Origin of the sequence: Pseudomonas sp. N-137, assembly GCF_034555295.1 — a bacterium.
Taxonomy (GTDB): Bacteria; Pseudomonadota; Gammaproteobacteria; order Pseudomonadales; family Pseudomonadaceae; genus Aquipseudomonas; species Aquipseudomonas rhizophila.
The window spans coordinates 115,119-135,892 of sequence record NZ_JAXUDQ010000026.1 but is presented as its reverse complement, the minus strand read 5'-3'; the positions used below and the strand labels follow the sequence as shown (position 1 = coordinate 135,892).

At 62.3% G+C, this 20,774-nt stretch carries 17 protein-coding genes; 3 read left to right on the top strand and 14 right to left on the bottom strand.

What is annotated here, in order from left to right:
- Positions 1-3: 3 nt before the first annotated feature.
- From yghX to pedF, 12 genes are all read right to left on the bottom strand, one after another.
- On the bottom strand, positions 4-894 hold the full coding sequence (gene yghX / locus T3A99_RS18125; RefSeq protein ID WP_107321704.1) for a YghX family hydrolase: 891 nt from the start codon (positions 892-894) through the stop codon (positions 4-6).
- A gap of 91 nt (positions 895-985) precedes the next feature.
- A complete protein-coding gene (mqo, locus tag T3A99_RS18120) occupies positions 986-2,629 on the bottom strand; it encodes a malate dehydrogenase (quinone) (RefSeq protein ID WP_274090837.1) in 1,644 nt (547 codons plus the stop codon).
- Between the two features lie 485 nt (positions 2,630-3,114).
- Positions 3,115-4,485, bottom strand: coding sequence for a hybrid sensor histidine kinase/response regulator (locus T3A99_RS18115; protein WP_322834647.1), 1,371 nt, complete (start codon positions 4,483-4,485; stop codon positions 3,115-3,117).
- Positions 4,469-5,632 carry an alcohol dehydrogenase-like regulatory protein ErcA gene (ercA, locus tag T3A99_RS18110; protein WP_076385145.1) on the bottom strand — a complete coding sequence of 388 codons (1,164 nt, stop codon included), beginning with the start codon at positions 5,630-5,632 and terminating at the stop codon, positions 4,469-4,471. The genes T3A99_RS18115 and ercA overlap by 17 nt, the downstream gene beginning before the upstream one ends.
- A gap of 113 nt (positions 5,633-5,745) precedes the next feature.
- Complete coding sequence (pqqA, locus tag T3A99_RS18105; RefSeq protein ID WP_003243383.1) at positions 5,746-5,817, bottom strand: pyrroloquinoline quinone precursor peptide PqqA; 72 nt, start codon at positions 5,815-5,817, stop codon at positions 5,746-5,748.
- A 239-nt stretch (positions 5,818-6,056) separates the two neighbouring features.
- Entirely contained in the window at positions 6,057-7,577 is a 1,521-nt protein-coding gene (locus T3A99_RS18100) for an aldehyde dehydrogenase family protein (RefSeq protein ID WP_076385147.1), read from the bottom strand.
- A gap of 285 nt (positions 7,578-7,862) precedes the next feature.
- Complete coding sequence (locus T3A99_RS18095) at positions 7,863-9,638, bottom strand: PQQ-dependent methanol/ethanol family dehydrogenase (RefSeq protein WP_076385149.1); 1,776 nt, start codon at positions 9,636-9,638, stop codon at positions 7,863-7,865.
- Between the two features lie 209 nt (positions 9,639-9,847).
- Positions 9,848-10,720: an alpha/beta hydrolase gene (locus T3A99_RS18090; RefSeq protein WP_322834646.1), complete on the bottom strand. Its 873-nt coding sequence runs from the start codon at positions 10,718-10,720 to the stop codon at positions 9,848-9,850.
- Between the two features lie 178 nt (positions 10,721-10,898).
- Positions 10,899-11,834, bottom strand: a complete 936-nt coding sequence (locus tag T3A99_RS18085) for a quinoprotein relay system zinc metallohydrolase 1 (protein ID WP_322834645.1) — start codon at positions 11,832-11,834, stop codon at positions 10,899-10,901.
- Between the two features lie 16 nt (positions 11,835-11,850).
- Positions 11,851-12,606, bottom strand: coding sequence for a quinoprotein dehydrogenase-associated SoxYZ-like carrier (locus tag T3A99_RS18080; protein ID WP_139050450.1), 756 nt, complete (start codon positions 12,604-12,606; stop codon positions 11,851-11,853).
- A gap of 10 nt (positions 12,607-12,616) precedes the next feature.
- Complete coding sequence (locus T3A99_RS18075; protein WP_047229004.1) at positions 12,617-13,492, bottom strand: substrate-binding periplasmic protein; 876 nt, start codon at positions 13,490-13,492, stop codon at positions 12,617-12,619.
- A 5-nt stretch (positions 13,493-13,497) separates the two neighbouring features.
- Positions 13,498-13,959 carry a cytochrome c-550 PedF gene (pedF, locus tag T3A99_RS18070; RefSeq protein ID WP_076385155.1) on the bottom strand — a complete coding sequence of 154 codons (462 nt, stop codon included), beginning with the start codon at positions 13,957-13,959 and terminating at the stop codon, positions 13,498-13,500.
- Positions 13,960-14,211: 252 nt separating this feature from the next.
- Here pedF and exaA point away from each other — a divergent pair, with 252 nt between their 5' ends.
- Entirely contained in the window at positions 14,212-16,068 is a 1,857-nt protein-coding gene (gene exaA, locus T3A99_RS18065) for a quinoprotein ethanol dehydrogenase (RefSeq protein WP_047229002.1), read from the top strand.
- Between the two features lie 381 nt (positions 16,069-16,449).
- Positions 16,450-17,091, top strand: coding sequence for a pentapeptide repeat-containing protein (locus T3A99_RS18060; RefSeq protein WP_139050453.1), 642 nt, complete (start codon positions 16,450-16,452; stop codon positions 17,089-17,091).
- 186 nt (positions 17,092-17,277) lie between these two features.
- On the opposite strand, the gene T3A99_RS18055 is transcribed toward T3A99_RS18060, so the two are convergent.
- A complete protein-coding gene (locus tag T3A99_RS18055; protein WP_047229000.1) occupies positions 17,278-17,916 on the bottom strand; it encodes a response regulator transcription factor in 639 nt (212 codons plus the stop codon).
- Positions 17,916-19,172 (bottom strand): sensor histidine kinase, encoded by a 1,257-nt coding sequence (locus tag T3A99_RS18050; RefSeq protein ID WP_047228999.1) that lies wholly within the window; start codon positions 19,170-19,172, stop codon positions 17,916-17,918. Before T3A99_RS18050 ends, T3A99_RS18055 begins: the two co-directional genes overlap by 1 nt.
- A gap of 406 nt (positions 19,173-19,578) precedes the next feature.
- Between T3A99_RS18050 and T3A99_RS18045 the strand changes: the two genes are divergently transcribed.
- Positions 19,579-20,763 carry an ABC transporter substrate-binding protein gene (locus T3A99_RS18045; protein ID WP_322834644.1) on the top strand — a complete coding sequence of 395 codons (1,185 nt, stop codon included), beginning with the start codon at positions 19,579-19,581 and terminating at the stop codon, positions 20,761-20,763.
- Positions 20,764-20,774 lie beyond the last annotated feature (11 nt).

The following is a 20,774-nucleotide window of genomic DNA, read 5'->3' as shown; positions in this document are numbered from 1 at the left end:
CGCTCATCCCAGGTAACGCTTGAACCACTCAAGGGTGCGCCCCCACGCCAGTTCGGCAGCCGCTTCGTCATAGCGCGGGGTCGAGTCGTTGTGGAAGCCATGGTTGACGCCCGGATAGATATAGGCCTGATAGGTCTTCTTCCCGGCCTTGAGCGCTGCTTCATAGGCCGGCCAGCCTTCGTTGATGCGGGTGTCGAGTTCGGCGTAGTGGATCAGCAACGGTGCTTTGATTCGCGGCACGTCCTCAGGTTTGGGCCCGCGCCCGTAGAATGGCACCGCCGCGCCGAGCTCGGGATACGCCACGGCGGCGGCATTGGCCACCCCGCCGCCGTAGCAGAAACCGGTGATGCCGACTTTCTTGCCGCCAATGGCGTCGTGTTTCATCAGAAACTCAACAGCAGCGAAAAAATCGTTCATCAGCTTCTCGGGATCAACCTGCTGCTGAAGCTCGCGCCCCTTGTCATCGTTACCCGGATACCCGCCCACCGAGGTCAGGCCGTCCGGCGCCAGCGCCACGAAACCGGCCTTGGCCACACGCCGGGCGACGTCCTCGATATAGGGGTTCAAGCCACGGTTCTCATGGGCGACCACCACACCGGGCACCGGGCCGCTAGCCTTGGCTGGCCGGACCAGATAGCCGCGCACCTGACCGTGACCGTTGGGAGAGGGATAAGTGATGTACTGCGCCACGATATCCGGGTCGGTGAAGTTCACCTGCATCGCTTGGGCATAGTTGGGGCTCAACGACGCCAGCAGTGCGCCGGCCGTCAGCCCGCCCACCGCAAACTGACTGGCCCGCTCCAGGAAGATCCTTCGGGATATCTGGCCGTGGGCGTAAAAATCGTAAAGCTCGAGCAGTTCGGGGGCAAAGTCCTTGGCGGTCAGGCGAGTCATGGTTGGATCCTCTTCGGGGATCGAAAAATCATAGACGAAAAAAAACGCCGCTCGATGAGCGGCGTTTTTTATTCACCAGACAACGTCCGGTTTACAGCGCCATGTCGGCCGCCGGGTTGCTTTGCGGGGCAGCGGCCGGCGCAGTCGGTGCAGGCGCGGTGCGCTGCTGGCCGATCGTCGGTGGCGTGTCCAACTGCAGGACTTCGCTGGTGTAAGCCCACTCCTGAGCCACACGCTCAGGGCTTTCGTTGAGCTTGGTGCCGTAGCTTGGCACGATCTGATGCAGTTTTTCCTGCCAGGCCGGGGTGGCGACCTTGTCCTTGAAGACCTTCTCAAGCACCGTCAGCATGATCGGCGCAGCAGTCGAGGCACCTGGCGAAGCACCCAGCAGAGCGGCGATGCTGCCGTCCTGGGAGGCGACCACTTCAGTACCCAGTTTCAGGACGCCGCCCTTCTCTTCATCACGCTTGATGATCTGCACGCGCTGGCCGGCCTGCCACAGGCGCCAGTCTTGTTGCTTGGCGTCCGGGAAGTATTCCTTCAGGGCGTTGAAGCGATCTTCGTCCGACTGCATCAACTGGCCGGCCAGGTATTCAACCAGCGGGTACTGTTCGATACCCACCTTGGTCATCGGCCACACGTTGTGGGTGGTGGTGCTGGTCAGCAGGTCAAAGTACGAACCGTTCTTCAGGAACTTGGTGGAGAAAGTGGCGAACGGGCCAAACAGAATCACACGCTTGCCGTCGAGCACGCGGGTGTCCAGGTGCGGAACCGACATCGGCGGTGCGCCAACCGAAGCCTTGCCGTAGGCCTTGGCCAGGTGCATCTGGGCGACGGTCGGGTTCTCGGTCACCAGGAACGAGCCGCCTACCGGGAAGCCGGCGTATTCACGGGCTTCGGGGATGTCAGCTTCCTGCAGCAGGTGCAAGGCACCGCCGCCAGCGCCGATGAACACGAACTTGGCGTCGGTCTCGGTTTCGCTACCGTCCTTCAAGTTCTTGTACGCAACGCGCCAGGTGCCGTCTTCGTTGCGGGTGATGTCCTGCACTTCGCTGGACAGCTTGAGGGAGAAGTTCGGTTTGGTTTGCAGGTGAGCAGCAAACTGACGGGTGATTTCGCCGAAATTCACGTCGGTGCCCAAGGGACTCCAGGTGGCCGCGACTTTCTGGCTCGGATCACGCCCTTGCATCATCAGCGGTACCCACTTGTTGATCTGCTCGCGATCTTCGGAGTACTGCATGCCGGCGAACAACGGGCTGGCCTGAAGGGCTTCGTAGCGCTTCTTCAGGAACGCGATGTTGTCCTCGCCCCAGACAAAGCTCATGTGCGGGGTGGAGTTGATGAACGAGCGCGGGTTCTTCAGCACGCCGTTCTTGACCTGCCAGGCCCAGAACTGACGGGAAACCTGGAACGCTTCGTTGATCTCGATGGCCTTGGCGATTTCGACCTTGCCATTCTTGTCTTCGGGCGTGTAGTTCAGCTCGGCCAGCGCGGAGTGGCCGGTACCGGCGTTGTTCCAGCCGTTGGAACTCTCTTGGGCAACACCGTCCAGGCGCTCGACCATTTCCATGGTCCAGTCCGGTTCCAGCTCATTGAGCCAAACGCCGAGTGTCGAGCTCATGATGCCGCCACCAATGAGCAGGACATCCACTTTTTTTGCCTCGGCGGCGTGCGTGGTCGCAAGACCCATCGCCATCGCCAGGCCCAGCAGCGCCGTGTGTGTTTTCTTCAACATGTGTGTATCCCTAGGGTAGAACGCCATTCCGCCCACCAGTCCGGCAATGATAGACCACGCCATGGCCGGCATACGGCATGACTGGGGTCGAGACGAGACTGGAGGATGGACCTACAGGGGCCGAGAATCATCGGCCTCGCTTTTATGTCTCTCCGGCGCTGACTTCTTGTAGGTCTTGGCTTCAGCTGGGTGAGGGACACTGCAAAACGCTTGTAATCGGGCCAGACATGGCCGCGCCCGATTGTCGCAGCGGGGGGAGTTTACAGAATGAACTAAACAGACCGAAGCCTCTTTTTTCATTCAAGGCATAAACACCGACCAAATGACGGCGTTTTGATGGCGCGCTGGCTGAAAAATGTGGGAACGAGCCTGCTCGCGATGGCGGTGGCGCATTAGACAGTGATGCAAGCTGACCCAGTGCTATCGCGAGCAGGCTCGCTCCCACAAGGGATTGTTGGTGAAATCTGGCGTCACCTCTCCACCCGCTACCCGAGCAACTGACTCAACACCGCCCGCAATTTGCCGGGCTTGACCGGTTTGTTGAGCAGTGGCGCATTGAGTTTGCGCAAGGCGCGGCGGCACTGGTCGCTGCGATCGGCGGTGATGATCACCGCCGGGATCGTCTGTTGGAAATGCTCGCGCAAGTGCTTGACCACTTCGCACCCGACCACGCCATGGTCCAGGTGGAAATCCGCCAGGATCAGTTCCGGCGCGCGGCCTTGCAGCACGTCAAAGGCACCCGCCTCGTCCGTGGCGGTCAACACGTCACACCCCCACTGCCCCAGCAGCGCGGCCATGCTTTGCAAAATGCTCAGCTCATTGTCGATGACCAGCAGACGGCGGCCAGGCAGCGGGTTACCGGCGACGGCCTGGGCGGGCATCTGGGCCATGGGCAGCAGTCTTTCAGCAGACAACGGCACCTCGATGCTGAATACCGAACCGCGCCCCGGGCGGGAACGTACCTGGACCCGATAACCGAGAATGTGGGCGATACGCTCGACAATCGCCAAACCCAGGCCGACACCCTTGCGATCGGCAGCGCGACCTACGTCCAGCTGGTTGAACTCCAGGAAGATCGACTCCAGGCAGTCGGCAGCAATACCGCGCCCCGTGTCCCAGACCTCCAGGCTCAACCGCTCGCCCCGACGCCGCGCGGCCAACAGGATGCCGCCCTGAGCGGTGTAGCGACAGGCATTGCTGAGCAGGTTGCGCAAGATCCGGGTCATCAGCCGCAGGTCGGTCATCACTGTTTCGTCGCCGAAACGTACCCGTAGCTCCAAGCCGGCAGCGCCAGCCACCGATTGAAACTCCGAAGCCAGCGGCGCGAGCAACTCATCCAGCCGATACGGCGCCAGGTCCGGCCTGACTGCAGCCTGGTCCAGCCGGGAGATGTCCAGCAGGTCGGTGAGCAGGTCCTCCGCCCCTTCGAGCGCCTGGTGGGTACGCTCCACCAGCACGTGTTCGGAGGTGGTCAGCGAGCGTTCGCGTAATGTGGCGATCAGTAAGCGTGCGGCGTTGAGTGGTTGCAGCAGGTCATGGCTGGCGGCGGCCAGGTATTTGTCCTTGCTGCGGTTGGCCGCCTGCGCAGCGTCCCGAGCATCGCGCAGTTGTTGTTCGATCAGCTCGCGCTGGGTGATCTGTTGTTGCAGGTTGCGGTTGGCCTCCAGCAGCGCGTCGGTACGTTCGGCCACCCGCTGTTCCAACTGATCGTTGAGCTGTTGCAGGTGTTGCCGAGCCTGTTCCAGCTCATCGAGGCGCGCGGCCAGTTCCGGATAGTGGCTCTTGCGCGTGGAGTGATTGCCCAGACCGAGCAGCCCGGCCAGGGCTTTTTGCTGTTCGTCAGAGGGCTTCGCCATAGACGACCTCGACATCCCGCTGGCTCGACTCCCGAGGGTTGGTGAGAATGCACGGATCATGCATCGCATGTTGCGACAGGAACGGAATATCCGAAGTACTCACCCCGTGCAGCCCCAGGGTTTCGTGAAAGCCGATGGTGCGTTTGAGGGCAATCAGGTGTTCCACCAGCCGGGTGCGGATCTGCCGGTGATTGAGGCCCCGGCAATCGATACCCAGCGTCTGGGCAATCACCTTGAAACGCTCGGGCGCCGAGTTGTAGTTGAACGCCACCACATGCTCCACCAGCACCGCGTTGCACAAGCCATGGGGCAAATCCAGGAACCCGCCCAGGCTGTGGGACATCGCGTGCACCGCACCGAGAATCGCGTTGGAGAACGCCAGGCCGGCCTGCATGCTGCCCAGCATGATCTTTTCCCGCAGGGCGACATCCGCCGGGTTGGCGATCATCTGCACCAGATTGCTGTTGATCAGCCGCATGGCCTCCAGCGCATGGGGGTCGGTGAGCGGGCCGTGGCCGGTGGATACAAACGCCTCGATGGCATGCACCAGCGCATCGATGCCGGTGCAGGCGGACAGGAACGGGTCCATGCTCAGGGTCGTTTCCGGGTCGATCAGCGACACGTCCGGCACCGCGGCCTTGCTGACGATGGAAAACTTCATGCGCTCTTGCTGGTTGGAAATGATCACGAACTGCGACACGTCCGCCGAGGTGCCGGCGGTGGTGGGAATCAGGATCAACGGTGGGCTGGGCACGTGCAAGGTGTCCACGCCTTCGAATTCCAGGATATTGCGACCATGGGCAACGACGATGCCGATGCCTTTACCGCAATCCATGGGGCTGCCGCCACCGACCGCGACGATGACATCGCAGTGGTTTTCCCGGTACAGCTCGGCCCCGAGCATGACTTCTTCGACCCGGGGATTGGGCGAGACGGCACTGTAGATGCAGTAATCGATGGCCTGGGCCTGGAGGCTGGCCTCGACGTCGGCGACCCATCCTGCGGCGATCACGCCGGGATCGGTGACGATCAGCACCTTGCGTGCGCCGAACGTCTTGGCGTAATTGCCGACATTGTGCCGGCAACCGGCGCCAAACATGATTTCAGGTGAAACGAACTTGCGCAGCGGGCTGAGACTCTGGCTCATCGGTAAGCCTGTTCTTATTGTTCCGGGAATACCCTGAGCCTAAAGCATCCCACCGTGATTGCAATCAGACCAAATGGGTAGCCCGGCCTGAACATCTCAGGCCGGGCCAGCGCTCATCGGTTGGCGAAGTACATCGTCACTTCAAAGCCTATACGCAGGTCGGTGTACGCGGGTTTAGTCCACATGGGTCTTTCCTCTTCTTGTACCGGGCCATTCCGGCAGGTTCATTAATGCACAGGGCGCCCAGGGCTCGAATGCTACTTTCGAAGCGGTGAGTGGGGTGCGTTGGTAGCAATGCTGCAATCACACAAATCCAAATGTGGGAGCGAGCCTGCTCGCGATGACGTCGGAACATTCAACATAGAGGTTGAATGATCTACCGCTATCGCGAGCAAGCTCGCTCCCACAGGGGGGTGTTTCTGGGTTAGAAGAAGCCCAACGGATTAACGTCGTAGCTCACCAGCAGGTTCTTGGTCTGCTGGTAATGGTCGAGCATCATCTTGTGGGTTTCACGACCCACGCCGGACTTCTTGTAGCCACCGAACGCGGCGTGGGCCGGGTACAGGTGGTAGCAGTTGGTCCAGACACGCCCGGCCTTGATTGCCCGGCCCATGCGGTAGGCGCGATTGATGTCGCGGGTCCAGAGACCGGCGCCGAGACCGAACTCGGTGTCGTTGGCGATCGCCAGGGCTTCAGCTTCATCCTTGAACGTGGTCACGCCCACCACCGGGCCGAAGATCTCTTCCTGGAACACGCGCATCTTGTTGTGGCCCTTGAGCAGGGTCGGCTGGATGTAATAGCCGCTCGACAAATCCCCTTCAAGATGTTCCGCCGCGCCGCCCGTGAGCAGCTCGGCGCCCTCCTCCCGGGCGATGTCCAGGTACGAAAGAATCTTGTCGTACTGCTGCTGGGACGCCTGGGCGCCGACCATGGTTTCGGTATCCAGCGGATTGCCGCGCTTGATCTTGGCGATCTTCTTCATGACCTCGGCCATGAACGGCGCGTAGATCGACTCCTGCACCAGCGCCCGTGATGGGCAGGTGCAGACTTCGCCCTGGTTGAAGAACGCCAGCACCAGGCCTTCGGCGGCCTTTTCGATGAACGCCGGCTCAGCCTGCATGATGTCTTCGAAGAAGATGTTCGGCGACTTGCCGCCCAGCTCCACGGTGGACGGGATGATGTTCTCGGCGGCGCATTTCATGATGTGCGAGCCCACCGGGGTCGAGCCGGTGAAGGCGATCTTGGCGATGCGCTTGCTGGTGGCCAGGGCTTCACCGGCTTCGCGGCCAAAGCCATGGACGATGTTCAACACACCGGGCGGCAGCAGGTCGGCGATCAGCTCGACGAACACGGTGATCGACAACGGCGTCTGCTCCGCTGGCTTGAGCACGATGCAGTTACCCGCGGCCAGGGCCGGGGCGAGTTTCCAGGCGGCCATCAGCAGCGGGAAGTTCCACGGGATGATCTGTCCGACCACGCCCAGCGGTTCGTGGAAATGATAGGCGGTGGTCAGTTCATTGATCTCGGCGGCCCCACCCTCTTGGGCGCGGATGCAGCCGGCAAAATAACGGAAATGGTCGGCCGACAGCGGTACGTCGGCGTTGAGGGTTTCGCGCACGGCTTTGCCGTTGTCCCAGGTCTCGCTGACAGCCAGGCGTTCCAGGTTCTGTTCGATGCGGTCGGCGATTTTCAACAGCACCAGGGAGCGATCCTGCACCGAAGTCTTGCCCCAGGCATCGGCAGCGGCGTGGGCTGCGTCCAGGGCCTTGTCAATGTCAGCGGCGTTGGAGCGTGGGAACTCGGCGATGACCTCGCCGTTGACCGGGGACGTGTTGGTGAAATACTCGCCGTTAACCGGCGCGACGAATTCGCCGCCGATGAAATTGCCATAGCGCGGCTTGAAGGTAACGACGGCGCCTGGGGTTCCGGGTTGTGCATAGATCATAATGGGCCTCTGCCTGGTCGATGCCTGTCGCGGGACAGGCGATAGGCCGATGGTAGAGAGACCCGCATGCTGGACGAATGCGTCATTGGCAGGGGGGCTCTCGTTATTTGGTCGTAGGTTTGTGGATTTTTCAGGACACGAAAAGCGGGAACAAGCGCTGCCTTTGTGGCGAGGGGATTTATCCCCGCTCGAGTGCGCAGCGCTCGCAAAGATTTTGGGGCCGCTTCGCAGCCCAGCGGGGATAAATCCCCTCGCCACAAAAGCAGCCCCCGGCTCAATGACAACTCAGCGCTTGGCCACCAACTCTTTCGGCAACTTGAAGGTCCAGAGCATGCCGCCCTGGTTGAAGTCCTTCACGCGCTTGGCCACTTCGCCGCCCCACAACGGCACCGCGCCACCCCAGCCCGAGAGGACGGAGACGTATTGCTCGCCATCCATTTCCCAAGTGATGGGCGAACCGAGCACACCGGAGCCGGTCTGGAATTCCCAGACCTTTTCCCCAGTCTTGGCGTTGAAGGCCTGCAGGAATCCTTCAGGCGTGCCGGTGAACACCAGGTTGCCCTTGGTGGTCAGCACTCCGCCCCACAGCGGCGCGAAGTTCTTGTGACGCCAGACCTCCTTGCCAGTCTTGGGGTCGATGGCCCGCAGCACACCGATGTAGTCCTCGTTCAGCGGCTTGATGGTGAAACCGGCCCCCAGGAACGCCGCGCCCTTCTTGTAGGCGATGCCTTCGTTCCAGATGTCCATGCCCCATTCGTTGGACGGCACGTAGAACAACCCGGTGTCCTGGTTGTAGGCCATCGGCATCCAGTTCTTCGCCCCGAGGAACGCCGGCGCGACAAACACCGAGCTGCCCTTGGCTTCGCTGCCCGGCGCGCCCGGACGGCCGGCCTCGTTGTAGATCGGCCGCCCTTCCTTGTCCAGGCCGCTGGCCCAGGTGATCTTGTCGACAAACGGGAAGCCGCGGATGAACTTGCCGTTGGTGCGATCGAGCACGTAGAAGAAGCCGTTGCGGTCGGCGGTGGCCGCAGCCTTGATGTCCTTGCCCCCTTCCTTGTAGTTGAAGGAGATCAGTTCGTTGACGCCGTCATAGTCCCAGCCGTCGTGAGGGGTGCTCTGGAAGTGCCATTTGATGCTGCCGTCGTCTGGGTTGAGGGCCAGGCGCGACGAGGAATAGAGGTTGTCGCCAGGGCGCAGATGGGAGTTCCACGGTGCCGGGTTACCGGTGCCAAACAGCAGCAGATTGGTTTCCGGGTCGTAGTAGCCGCCCAGCCAGGGCGCCGCACCACCGGTCTTCCAGAGATCCCCCGGCCAGGTCTTGCCGGCTTCGCCACCGGAAATGCCATTCTCGATAGCCTTGCCGTCCTTGTAGACATAACCCATGTGCCCTTCCACGGTCGGACGGGTCCACAGCAGCTCGCCGTTTTTCGGGTCGTAGGCGCTGATCTTGCCCACCACGCCGAACTCGCCGCCCGCCACGCCGGTAATCAGCTTGCCATTGACGATCATGGGCGCGGCGCTGATGGAATAACCTTCCTTGTGGTCAGCGACTTTCTTGCTCCACACCACCTTGCCGGTGTCCTTGTTCAGGGCCACCAGCTTGGCGTCCAGGGTGCCGAAATACACCAGGTCGCCATACAGCGCCACGCCACGGTTGATCACGTCGCAGCAAGGACGAATGTCATCGGGCAGGCGCGCATCGTATTGCCAGAGTTTCTTGCCGGTGCGTGCATCCACCGCGAACACCCGCGAGTAGGAACCGGTGAGGTACATCACCCCATCCTTGATCATCGGCTGGGCCTGCTGGCCGCGCTGCTTTTCACCGCCGAAGGAGAACGCCCAGACCGGACGCAGATCCTTGACGTTATTCACGTTGAGCGTGTCGAGTGGGCTATAGCGTTGGCCTTGCACGCCGAGGCCGTTGGTCACGACCTGCTGCGGGTTTTTCGGGTCCTGGAGAATTTCCTGATCGGTCACGGCGGCCAAGGCCGAACCGGACAGCAGCATGGCACTGAGCAGCAGGCTCACGGCGAAGGGCTGGCGACGTGCGGGATGAGTCATGACGGCTACCTCTGCGGTTATTGTTATACCCGGGAAATTTTCCCGGTCTGCCGCAGATTCTTGGCCTTGGGGCCGTCGTCAACAATTGCCCGCTGTGTTGAGTTTTCTAGTTCCTTGGTACATGTGAAGACCGGATTGGACCGTTACAACGCTGTTCCCTCAGGAAGCCGGTAAGGTGGCGCCAGCCTTACGTGAACGGCATGCCGGCTTCAGGGCGAGTCGGCTTGGAAAAAATCGCGCAAGATTCGGGCGAATTCGTCGGGACGTTCGTCGGCCGGCCAGTGTCCGGCACCTTCAATGACGGTCCCACTCAGGTGCTGCGCCACCGGTTCGAGGAGCAGGCTGGTCTTCTCGGCGAACCCCCATCGACCACCAATGCCGAGCACGGGCATCTGCAGTTTGCCCCGCCGAGCGGTTTCGGAATGGTCGTCCATGTCCTGCCAGACCGCAGCGTAGTAATTGAGGCCCGCTCGCAGCGCGCCTGGTTTGATGATCTGCCGGACATATTCCTCGAAGTCCTCGCCGCTCACGCCCTCAGGGTTGGCGGACATCTTCCAGAAAAACCAGGAGAGCAGCTCGCGCTCCTTTCCGCGAATGAACATTTCCGCAACATCGGGCTGAGTGAAGAAGCTGAGTTGCCAGCTGCTGGCAACGTCCCAGTCTCGAGACGGCGTCAGCTTGGCCTCGTAGCCGAACCCCGGCAGCGCATATTCGGCGAGGGCCAGCCGTCGAACCTCGTTGGGGTGCGCGCCGGCATATTGGTAAGCAACGCCAACACCGTGATCGTAGCCCACAAGGAAGACCGGCCCCAGGTTGAGCTTCTCGATGAGGGCTCGTAGATCGCGCGCCATGGTCCGCTTGTCGTAGCCCCCGGGCGTAATCGACGATCCTCCGGCTCCGCGCAGATCCGGGGCAATGATTAGATACTGGTCGGCGAGTTCCGCCATGACCCGATTCCACATCAGAGAGTGTTGTGGCCAGCCGTGGAGAAGGACGATCGGTGCCCCTTGCCCGGTAAACCGATAGTGCATTTCGATGCCATTGGCGTGGACTTTGTCGTGGAGGATTTTTGTGATGGTCATTTCATCGCTGCTCCAGAGTTCTGCCTTGCGTAGAAAGCACTCTGCGGCCATGACATCTTCGGTTCCGCGACTTCGGCTATTTTTTCAGGCACCACACCCCTGCTGTGTCCTTAACAATGACCTTAGACCAAGGCCCGCCTTTTTTCATTTTTGGCGCTAGCCGGGGGATTTGCCGGGACTACTCAATCTTGGCATCTACTCGCTTCATCCCTACCCGCTCATAACGCGGATAAAGATGACTGACACTGCGAATCAGCTCATACCGACTCAAGCTGATTCCGGCAAAACGCTCGGGGATGGGGCTGCGGATCATCTCGGCCATGTCATCGCCCCGGGCCGCGCCGTCGCGCATCAGTTGGTCGAGCCAGCTGAGGTAGTCGCGCATTTGCAAGAAAGGCCGGGCATCGCTCGCCACTGGACCATGGCCGGGTACGATCTGCTTCCACGACAGGCTTTGCAGGGTGTCCAGATCCTTGAGCCAGACCTCCAGACCGGGGCTGTTCGGGGTGGTCAGGGCTCGTTCGTAGAACACCAGATCGCCGGCAAACAACACGCCGGTGGTTTCATCGAGGATCGCCAGGTCCGCCCCGGTGTGCCCGGCCAATGCCAGCAGACGCAACGAATGGTTGCCGACCTTCAGCGGACCGGGAACCAGCACTTGGTTTGGCAATACCACTTCGGTGCCACGCATCCAGTCACCGACCAGCCGGTACATGTTCTCGGCCATGGCATCGCCCTGCTGGCGCAACAGATCCGTGGTCCCCGCCAGCGCGCCGATGGGTACGTCGCTAAAGGCCTGGTTGCCCAAGACATGGTCGGGGTGATGATGGGTCAGCAACACCTGGATCACCGGCTTATCGGTGGTCGCGGCAATCGCCTGGCGCAAGGCCTGCCCGTAGCGCCGGGACGGGCCGCTGTCGATGACCACCACGCCGGCCTCGGTGACAATAAAAGCGGTGTTGACGATGTTGCCGCCGTTGGCCTTGGCAAAATTGTCCGTGCTGCCTTCCAGCAACCAAGTGCCTTCGGCGATCTGCCGGGGCTTGAGTGAATAGTCCGCTGCGGCCCATGTCGGCAGGCACAGGCCCAGCCAGATCAGCAACAACCAACGCATGGCGCGCTCCTTGTGGTCAGGGGACCGTTGCCTCGAATTCATTGCCGCTGTTGTCACGCAACAACAGGCGGGTCTGCCCGGGGCCTTGAATGTCGAAGCTCAGGTTGGGGTTTTCGCTGACGGCCGGGAACAGCTCCAGGCGCGCCAGCACCTGGCCGTCGGCGTCCAGCAACTGCGCCTGGTTGAGGTAAAACTCCGGGATGCCGCTCACCAGCCCATTGTCCATCGGGTGGGCGACTTGCAGGCGCAGGCGGCTGTCTTCACCTCGGGGGTAACGAGCTCCCAGCACTTCGCCCAAGTGTTCTTCCCAGCCCGGCTGGGTCCGCACCACGCTTGGCGCGGTGCAGCCGCCACCGGCCGCGTCGATCAACGTCGAGCCGACGTGCCACAGGCCGTCACGGGTCTGCACGGCAGCGCGCAACGGCGTGGCCTGCTCGATACGAATGCGGATCGACAGCCAGGGCAGCACCCGCTCCCCCGGCTGGAAATCGACGATCTTGGGCAGTGGGTTCAGTTCGGCCCAAACCAGCATGCGCACCACGTCGCCGGTGAATGCGCGGGCATCGATCTGCAATGGCACCTGGCGCGCGTCTTCGGCAAAAGGCGGCGCCAGCAACCGGACCCGGTCGTCGAACACGAACGGCGCCTCACCCAGCAATTGTTTGTGATAGAAGGCCCACATCACCGAGGGCACCGGGTCCTTCCCGGTCTCGAGCGCCGTCGCCGTCAACGGCAGGCAGCACAACAGCAGACCCCACGCTCGCCAGTTCATCCCTGCGCTCCTATTGATACATCTCGGGCACTTCGTAACGCAGGCCGTAATGGGCATAGATGGTTTTGAGACTGCCATCGCGGATCAACCCTTCCAGCGCTTCTTCCACCGCATAAGCCAGCTGCCGGTTGCTCTCATGCACCGCCATACCGATTTCCCACCGTTGCTTGCCCATGTTCGGGTAAGCATTTTCGGCCAATGCCAGTTGCGGATCGGCTGCCTCATGCAGTTGCCAGTCGATCTCCCCGCGCATGGCCATGACCGCGTCGACCTGCCCGGCCCGCATGGCCTTGAACGCCTGGCCTACGCCGGGAAAGTGATGGGTCCTGGCGCTGAGCATGCCGTTGAACACCGAGGTCAGGTAGAACGACGGCACGCTGTCGACTTCAACGCCAATGGGGTGCTGCTGGAATACCGCGACACTGCCTACACTTTCAAGCCGTCGGCGGTCGTACGCCACTTGCCAGCACTCCTGCTGATAAGGCCCGAACATGGCGACCTGGGCGTTTTCCAGTTCACCGATGTCGTTGCGCTTTTGCACGTAGTCGCGATCGTAAGGCACGCGCATCATCAGGTCGGCCAGTTGCCGACCATGCAGGGCGCTGCTGCGCCAGATGTAATCGCGCAGGTCGTCATCGAGCTTTTCGCCGGGCGGCGCCCAGATCAATCGCAGGCGCACGCCAAGGGCTTTGGCGAGGGCCTGGGCCAGCTCCACATCCACGCCCCGAGGCTGGCCGTGGTCTTCGAAGCTATAGGGGGCAAAATCCTTGTACACCGCCACTTTCAGCTCGCCGGCGGCGATCATTTCGTCGTAGTTACGCACCTGTGCCTGAACCGTCTGGCCACACAGCAACAGGCTGCAGAATATCCACGCGAACAGGCGCATGGCGATCACTCCTCGACGTGCACGCTGTCGAGATAGGTGCGCACCGCCCACAAGGCTTCCTGGCTTAAGTAGTCCGCCATTTTCGGCATGTAGACCCGGCCGTCGCGCACCGCGCCGTGACGCACGCGCTCGACAAACCACTCATCTCCGGCTTCGGCGGCGTCCAGCATGCGCAGATCCGGCGCAATCCCACCGGACTTGGCTTCCAGGCCGTGGCACGCGGCGCAGTTCTGGTTGTAGGCCGAGGCGCCGATTTCCACCGCTTTGTCTCGCTCGGGAGAACTGCGGTAAGGGTTTTGCGCGAGCCAACCATCGCCATCTGTTGGCAGGCCGGTGTCCTTGATCGGGGTCAGCCCTTTGGTTTCCACTGCCTGGGGCACTACGTTGCCATGGGCCCACACGGAGCCTGCGCCGGTCAGCCCTATCAGCAATGCGGTAGCGATGATGGCGTTGCGTTTTGTTGTCATTGTTATGCCCTCGAATTTGCACGCAAGACCTCTCTACAGAGGCCGTGCCGTCATCTTAGGAACGCCTGCACCCCAGCCGAATGCTGCTTTGGTGGCCGCACTCTAGTTCCTTGGTAGCGGGTCATCCGGCGCGGTTCGCAAAGACAGCTGGTTCGGGAAGTCTTCCCGGCAAGGGCGGGACTTTTTCCGTATCGGTAGAGCCCTGACGCGACCCAACCTAGTCAGGCCAAAACCTCACTGGGAATGCCCACCATGACAATAAAAACGCTCCCCGCCCTCTCTTCCCTGACCGTTGCCTTGCTGCTGGCCGGCAGCCTGTCCCTGACTCCGCAGGCGAACGCCGCAGTCACCTGGGAAGACATCGCCAACGACCACCTGACCACCCGCGACGTATTGCAATACGGCATGGGCACCAACGCCCAGCGCTGGAGCCCGCTGGCCCAGGTCAATGACAAGAACGTGTTCAAGCTCACGCCGGCCTGGTCTTATTCATTCGGCGACGAAAAGCAGCGCGGCCAGGAGTCCCAGGCCATCGTCAGCGACGGCGTGGTGTACGTCACCGGCTCTTACTCGCGGGTATTCGCCCTCGACGCCAAGACCGGCAAACGCCTGTGGACCTACAGCCATCGGCTGCCGGACAACATTCGCCCGTGCTGCGACGTGGTCAATCGGGGCGCGGCCATTTACGGCGACAAGATCTACTTCGGCACGCTGGATGCGCGGGTGGTCGCCCTGAATAAAAACACCGGCAAAGTGGTGTGGAACAAGAAGTTCGGCGATCACGCGGCCGGCTACACCATGACCGGAGCCCCGGTACTGATCAAGGACAAGACCAGCGGCAAGGTGCTGTTGATCCATGGCAGTTCCGGGGATGAGTTCGGCGTGGTCGGGCAACTGTTCGCCCGGGACCCGGACACCGGTGAAGAAGTCTGGATGCGGCCTTTCGTCGAAGGCCACATGGGCCGTCTCAACGGCAAGGACAGCACGCCGACCGGCGATGTGAAAGCACCGTCCTGGCCCGACGACAAAACCACCGAAACCGGCAAGGTCGAGGCCTGGAGCCACGGCGGCGGCGCACCTTGGCAGAGCGCCAGTTTCGACCCCGAAACCAACACCATCATCGTCGGCGCCGGCAACCCGGGGCCATGGAACACCTGGGCGCGCACGGCCAAGGATGGCAACCCGCAGGATTACGATAGCCTCTACACCTCCGGCCAGGTGGGCGTCGACCCGAGTACCGGCGAGGTGAAGTGGTTCTACCAGCACACGCCCAACGATGCCTGGGATTTCTCCGGCAACAACGAGCTGGTGCTGTTCGACTACAAAGACAAGGACGGCAAGCTGGTCAAGGCCACCGCCCACGCCGACCGCAACGGTTTTTTCTACGTCGTGGACCGCAACAACGGCAAGCTGCAGAACGCCTTCCCTTTCGTCGACAACATCACCTGGGCCAGCCACATCGACCTGAAGACCGGCCGCCCGGTGGAAAATCCAGGTCAGCGTCCGGCCAAGCCACTGCCGGGTGAAACCAAGGGCAAACCGGTGGAGGTCTCACCGCCCTTCCTGGGAGGCAAGAACTGGAATCCCATGGCTTACAGCCAGGACACCGGGCTGTTCTACGTGCCGGGCAACCAGTGGAAGGAGGAATACTGGACCGAAGAAGTGAACTACAAGAAAGGCTCGGCCTACCTGGGCATGGGCTTTCGCATCAAGCGCATGTATGACGATCACGTCGGCAGCCTGCGGGCGATGAACCCCACCACCGGTAAGGTGGTCTGGGAGCACAAGGAAGCCTTGCCGCTGTGGGCCGGGGTGCTCGCCACCAAGGGCAATCTGGTGTTCACCGGCACCGGCGACGGCTTCTTCAAGGCCTTCGACGCCAAGACCGGCCAGGAGCTGTGGAAGTTCCAGACCGGCAGCGGCATCGTCTCCCCGCCCATCACCTGGGAACAGGACGGCGAACAGTACATCGGCGTGACCGTCGGCTACGGCGGCGCCGTGCCGTTGTGGGGCGGCGACATGGCCGAGCTGACCAAGCCGGTGGCCCAGGGCGGGTCGTTCTGGGTGTTCAAGATTCCGAGTTGGGATAACAAGGTGGCCCGCCAATAACCCTTGCGGGAGCGATCCTGCTCGCGATAGCGGTGGTTCAGTTGGCAGTGATGTTGAATGTGCCGACGGCTTCGCGAGCAAGCCCGCTCCCACTCTTGATCTCATTGGACACAGATTCTGTGTCCAGCAAAGATCCCTTGTGGGAGCGAGCCTGCTCGCGATAGCGGTGGTTCAGTTGGCAGTGATGTTGAATGTGCCGACGGCTTCGCGAGCAAGCCCGCTCCCACTCTTGATCTCATTGGACACAGATTCTGTGTCTAGCAAAGATCCCTTGTGGGAGCGAGCCTGCTCGCGATGGCGGTGGTTCAGTTGGCAGTGATGTTGAATGTACCGCCGCAATCGCGAGCAGGCTCGCTCCCACAGTTAACTCGAGTTCCTGCCATGAACTATCCACTGGTTTTATTGATCGTGTTCGCCGCAAATGCCAGCGCCGCCGACCCCGACATGCCCCTGACCATCAACGGCTGCATCATCGCCGAGTCCAGCCAATGCCCCGGCGCCGACCTTCGCGGCGCCCGGCTGGCCAACCAGGACCTGCGCAAAATGAACCTCAGCGGTGCCGACCTGCGGGGCGCCGATCTGCGCCATGCGCGGCTGGACCTGGCCAATCTGGAAAAAGCCCGTCTGCAAGGCGCCAACCTGACCCGAGCCAGCTTGCAGCAAAGCAACCTGCGCCTGGCGGATTTCAGTGGGGCCACGCTCAAGGCTATCCAGGGCTGGGGCCTGTTTGCCCAGGGCGCGCAGTTCCAGAAAGCCGACCTGAGCGCCGCGTATCTTCAATTCGCCCGGCTGTCCGGCGCCCGAATGCACGAAACCAACCTGCAAGCCGCCGACCTGGAAATGGCCTGGCTGAGCAAGGCAGACCTCAAGGGCGCCGACCTGCGCGACGCCAACCTGCAGGAAGCCAAGCTTGGCGAAAGCAACCTGGAAGACGCCAACATGAGCGGTTCACGCCAGCATTACGGGAATTTTCAGGATGCGAATATGCAAGGGTGTACGGGTTGCCCGACGACTTGGGATTAGTACCCATTCAAGGACCGACACAGATCCCGTGGCGAGGGAGCTTGCTCCCGCTGGGCTGCGCAGCAGCCCCCATCCAGACAACTCAATCTTCCTGATGCACCGAAGCGATTGGTATTGGGGCTGCTTCGCAGCCCAGCGGGAGCAAGCTCCCTCGCCACAGTTGTGTATTGCTTTCAAGGATGGGATTCACCCCGCCACCCGCACCACGCCCATGTCGATCCCCAGGTGCACCAGTTCGGCATGGGAGCTGACCTGCAGCTTGCTCTTGAGCAGCGTCAAGTGATTGGACACGGTCTTGGCGCTGATGCACAACTGTTCGGCAATGGTGCGAGCCGGGGTGCCCCTGGCGAGCATGACGAAGATCTCCAGCTCGCGCTGGGTCATGCATTGCAAGCGCGGGTCGGTGTCGTGTCGGGTACTGGCGCAGGCCAACTGGGTGGCCAGGGCTTGTTCGATGTAGGCATGGCCGGCCAGCACCCGGCGCACGGCCTCCACCAGTATCTGAGGTGCCGAATTCTTGGTCAGGTAGCCCGCAGCCCCGGCGTCCAGCGCCTGACGGACCAATGGCAGTTCATCGTGCATGCTGAAGAACAGCACCCGCAGTTGCGGCAGGCGCTGGCGCAGGCGCCGGGTGGTTTCCAGCCCGCTGATACCGGGCAGGCCGAAATCCATGATCACCAGATGAGGCACCTGCTCCAGCACTTGACTCAACGCCTCCTCACCGGTGGCGGCTTCGCGCACGTGCAGCTCCGGCATCAGCGCCCGCAATAGGCTGGCATAGCCCTGCCGAACCACCGCATGATCGTCGACCAACAAGATGTTCATCACGCCTCCAGGGGAATATTCAAGGCCAGCGCCCAACCGGCACCGGGCTGGCTGATGATGCGCAGTTCGCCACCCAGGCTGCGGGCGCGCTCGGACATCGAGTGCAGGCCAACGCCCGCTCGATGGGGCCCGGTCGCTCCCCGGCCGTTGTCACGCACCAGCACTCGCAAACGCCCGGCCCGATGGTGCAGGCGAATCCGCACCTGCGTGGCGCCGGCATGCCGGACGACATTGGTCAGCGCTTCCTGCAACAGGCGATACAGGTGGGTCTTGTTCGAGCCCGACAACGGCGGCAACGGCGCGTTGATCCGCAGCTGACAGGCGATGCCCTGGTTTTGTTGCCACTGAGCCACCAGCAGCTCGATGGCCTCGGACAGCGGCAGGTGCTGAAGCACCACCGGATACAGGTCTTGCACCAGCGCACGGAATCCCTGTTGCAGATGCTCGCAATGACCCTCGAGCTGGCTGACGGTCTGCTCCAGCATCGGCGGCTGATCGATCACCAGCCGCAGCAAGCATGCCCGGGCGCGGATCCCTGCCACGTATTGGCCCAGGTCATCGTGCAGGGTCCGAGCCAGCTGCGTGCGTTCCTGCTCCTGCACAGCCAGCAGGGCTTGAGTAAGCCGGGTGTTATCGGCCTGCGCCTGAGTCAGGGCAGCGGTCATGCGATTGAAATGCACCGCCAATTGCCGGGCCTCCGGGATAGCATCAGCGGCCAGCCGCACCCGCAGATCGCCGGCGCAGACCTGACGCAGGGCCTGCAGCAATTCATCGAGCAATCCCATACCCCGGCGCACCGCCCAGCGGATCACCAGCAGGCTGACCAACAGCGCCAGCGCACAGACGCCGAGCAGTTGCACCAGGGAATCGAGGACTTCTTCGATTTCGTCCCGAGGATCGACCGCGATCCAGGCCCGGCGACCGTCGCGCAAATCCACCACCGCGGCAGCCGGAGCGTCGCCCAGTAACCAGCGACCAAGCCAGGCGCTCACCCCGCCCTCGCTGTTCCCCGGCTGCACCTGCCCCGCCGCCAACCAGTGAACCCGTACATGACGCAGACTGCCGGTCAACCGCGACTGGAGACTGGCCGGGTTGCGCTCGGCGGTTTCACTCAGGTAATGCACCACGGACTCGGCCGATTGCAGCTCACGTTTCACATCAGCCGTGGCTTGATGCAGCAACAGGACCGCACAAGCCAGGGTGACCAGGGCGAAAAACGCCGTCACCCAGAGGTTGATTCGCCAGAGGGCCGACATGGTTAGCGGCCCAACCCATGGCCGGCACAGTACTCCTGTGGGAGCGAGCCTGCTCGCGATGAGATCGGCACATTCAACAGCGCTGTCGACTGAACCACCGCTATCGCGAGCAAGCTCGCTCCCACAGGGGAACCTCTGTGCTCGCAGGTTTTGTGTTCGCGGCAGCTCTTTGGTTTGCCAGACAACCGATCCACGCCAATCAGACTCAAGATCAGCAACAACGGTAGCAGCAGGGCTTTGAGAATCCGCACGGTCTGTCCGCTCCTGATGAATGGCGATGACTGGCATCCTAAAACCCCGGCGTCGACAGCGGGTTACTACCTTGGTACTGGCCCGGCGGTACTTTCTGCATATTTCCCCCTGGACACAGGCTTCCTATGCTGGCGCTACCCGCAATGGAGGTGTTATGCGCCGGCTCGTCAGTTACGCCTTGATCCCTTTGCTCGCAGCGGCCAGCGCCGGGTTGCCGGTCGCCGCTCAGGCTGGCGACGGCGCGCCGCTGCAAGTGCGCATCGGCTACCTGGGTTACCGCCCCGACCCGGGCCCGCTGCTGTCCAACGTCATTGAAGAGCCCGCCGATGCCGGGCTGCGCGGGGCGCAGTTGGCGATTGTCGACAGCAACAGCACCGGGCGTTTTCTCAAGCACGATTACCAGCTGCAAAGCGCCAGCGTCGACAGCCCCGAAGCCTTGCTCCAGGCCGCCCAAGCGCAGCATGACCAGGGCCTGCGGTTGTTTGTGGTCAACGCACCATCCGCCAGCCTGCGCCAACTCAGTGCCGCCCTGCCCGACAGCCTGCTGTTCAATGCCGGCAGCGCCGACGACAGCCTGCGCACCACCGATTGCCTGGGCAACGTGCTCCACAGCCTGCCCGACCGGGCGATGCTCGCCGATGCCCTGGTGCAGTTCAGCGTCGTACGCAAATGGCAGCGGGCATTACTGATCGTCGGCCAGACCGCCGAGGACCAGGCCTATGCTGCCGCGCTACGACGAGCCATGAAGCGTTTCGGCATGAAGGCCGTCGCGCAAAAAGACTGGCAGTTCGACAACGACCAACGCCGCAGCGCCCAGGCCGACATGCCTTTGTTCACCCAGACCGCCGAATACGACGTGGTGCTGGTGGCCGACGAGCGCGGCGACTTCGGCGAATACGTGCCCTATCAGACCTGGTACCCGCGTCCGGTGGCCGGCACGCAAGGCCTGACCCCCACCGCCTGGCACAAGACCGTGGAAACCTACGGTGCGGCACAGCTGCAAAAACGCTTCGAAGCCCTGGCCGGGCGCTGGATGAATGATCGTGATTTCGCCGCCTGGATCGCCGTGCGCAGCATCGCCAGCGCCGTGAGCAAACTGCGCCAGGACGACCCATTGGCCATCCGCCAACTGGCGCTGAGCGAGCAATTGCCGCTGGACGGTTTCAAGGGGCGCAAGCTCAGTTACCGGCCGTGGAACGGGCAACTGCGCCAGCCGATTCCCCTGGTTCAGCCGCGGGCGCTGGTGAGCACCTCGCCCCAGGACGGTTTTCTGCACCCTACCAACGAAATGGACAGCCTGGGCTACGACCGGCCCGAAGTGAGCTGCCGCTACCCCTGATCCCTTCAAGA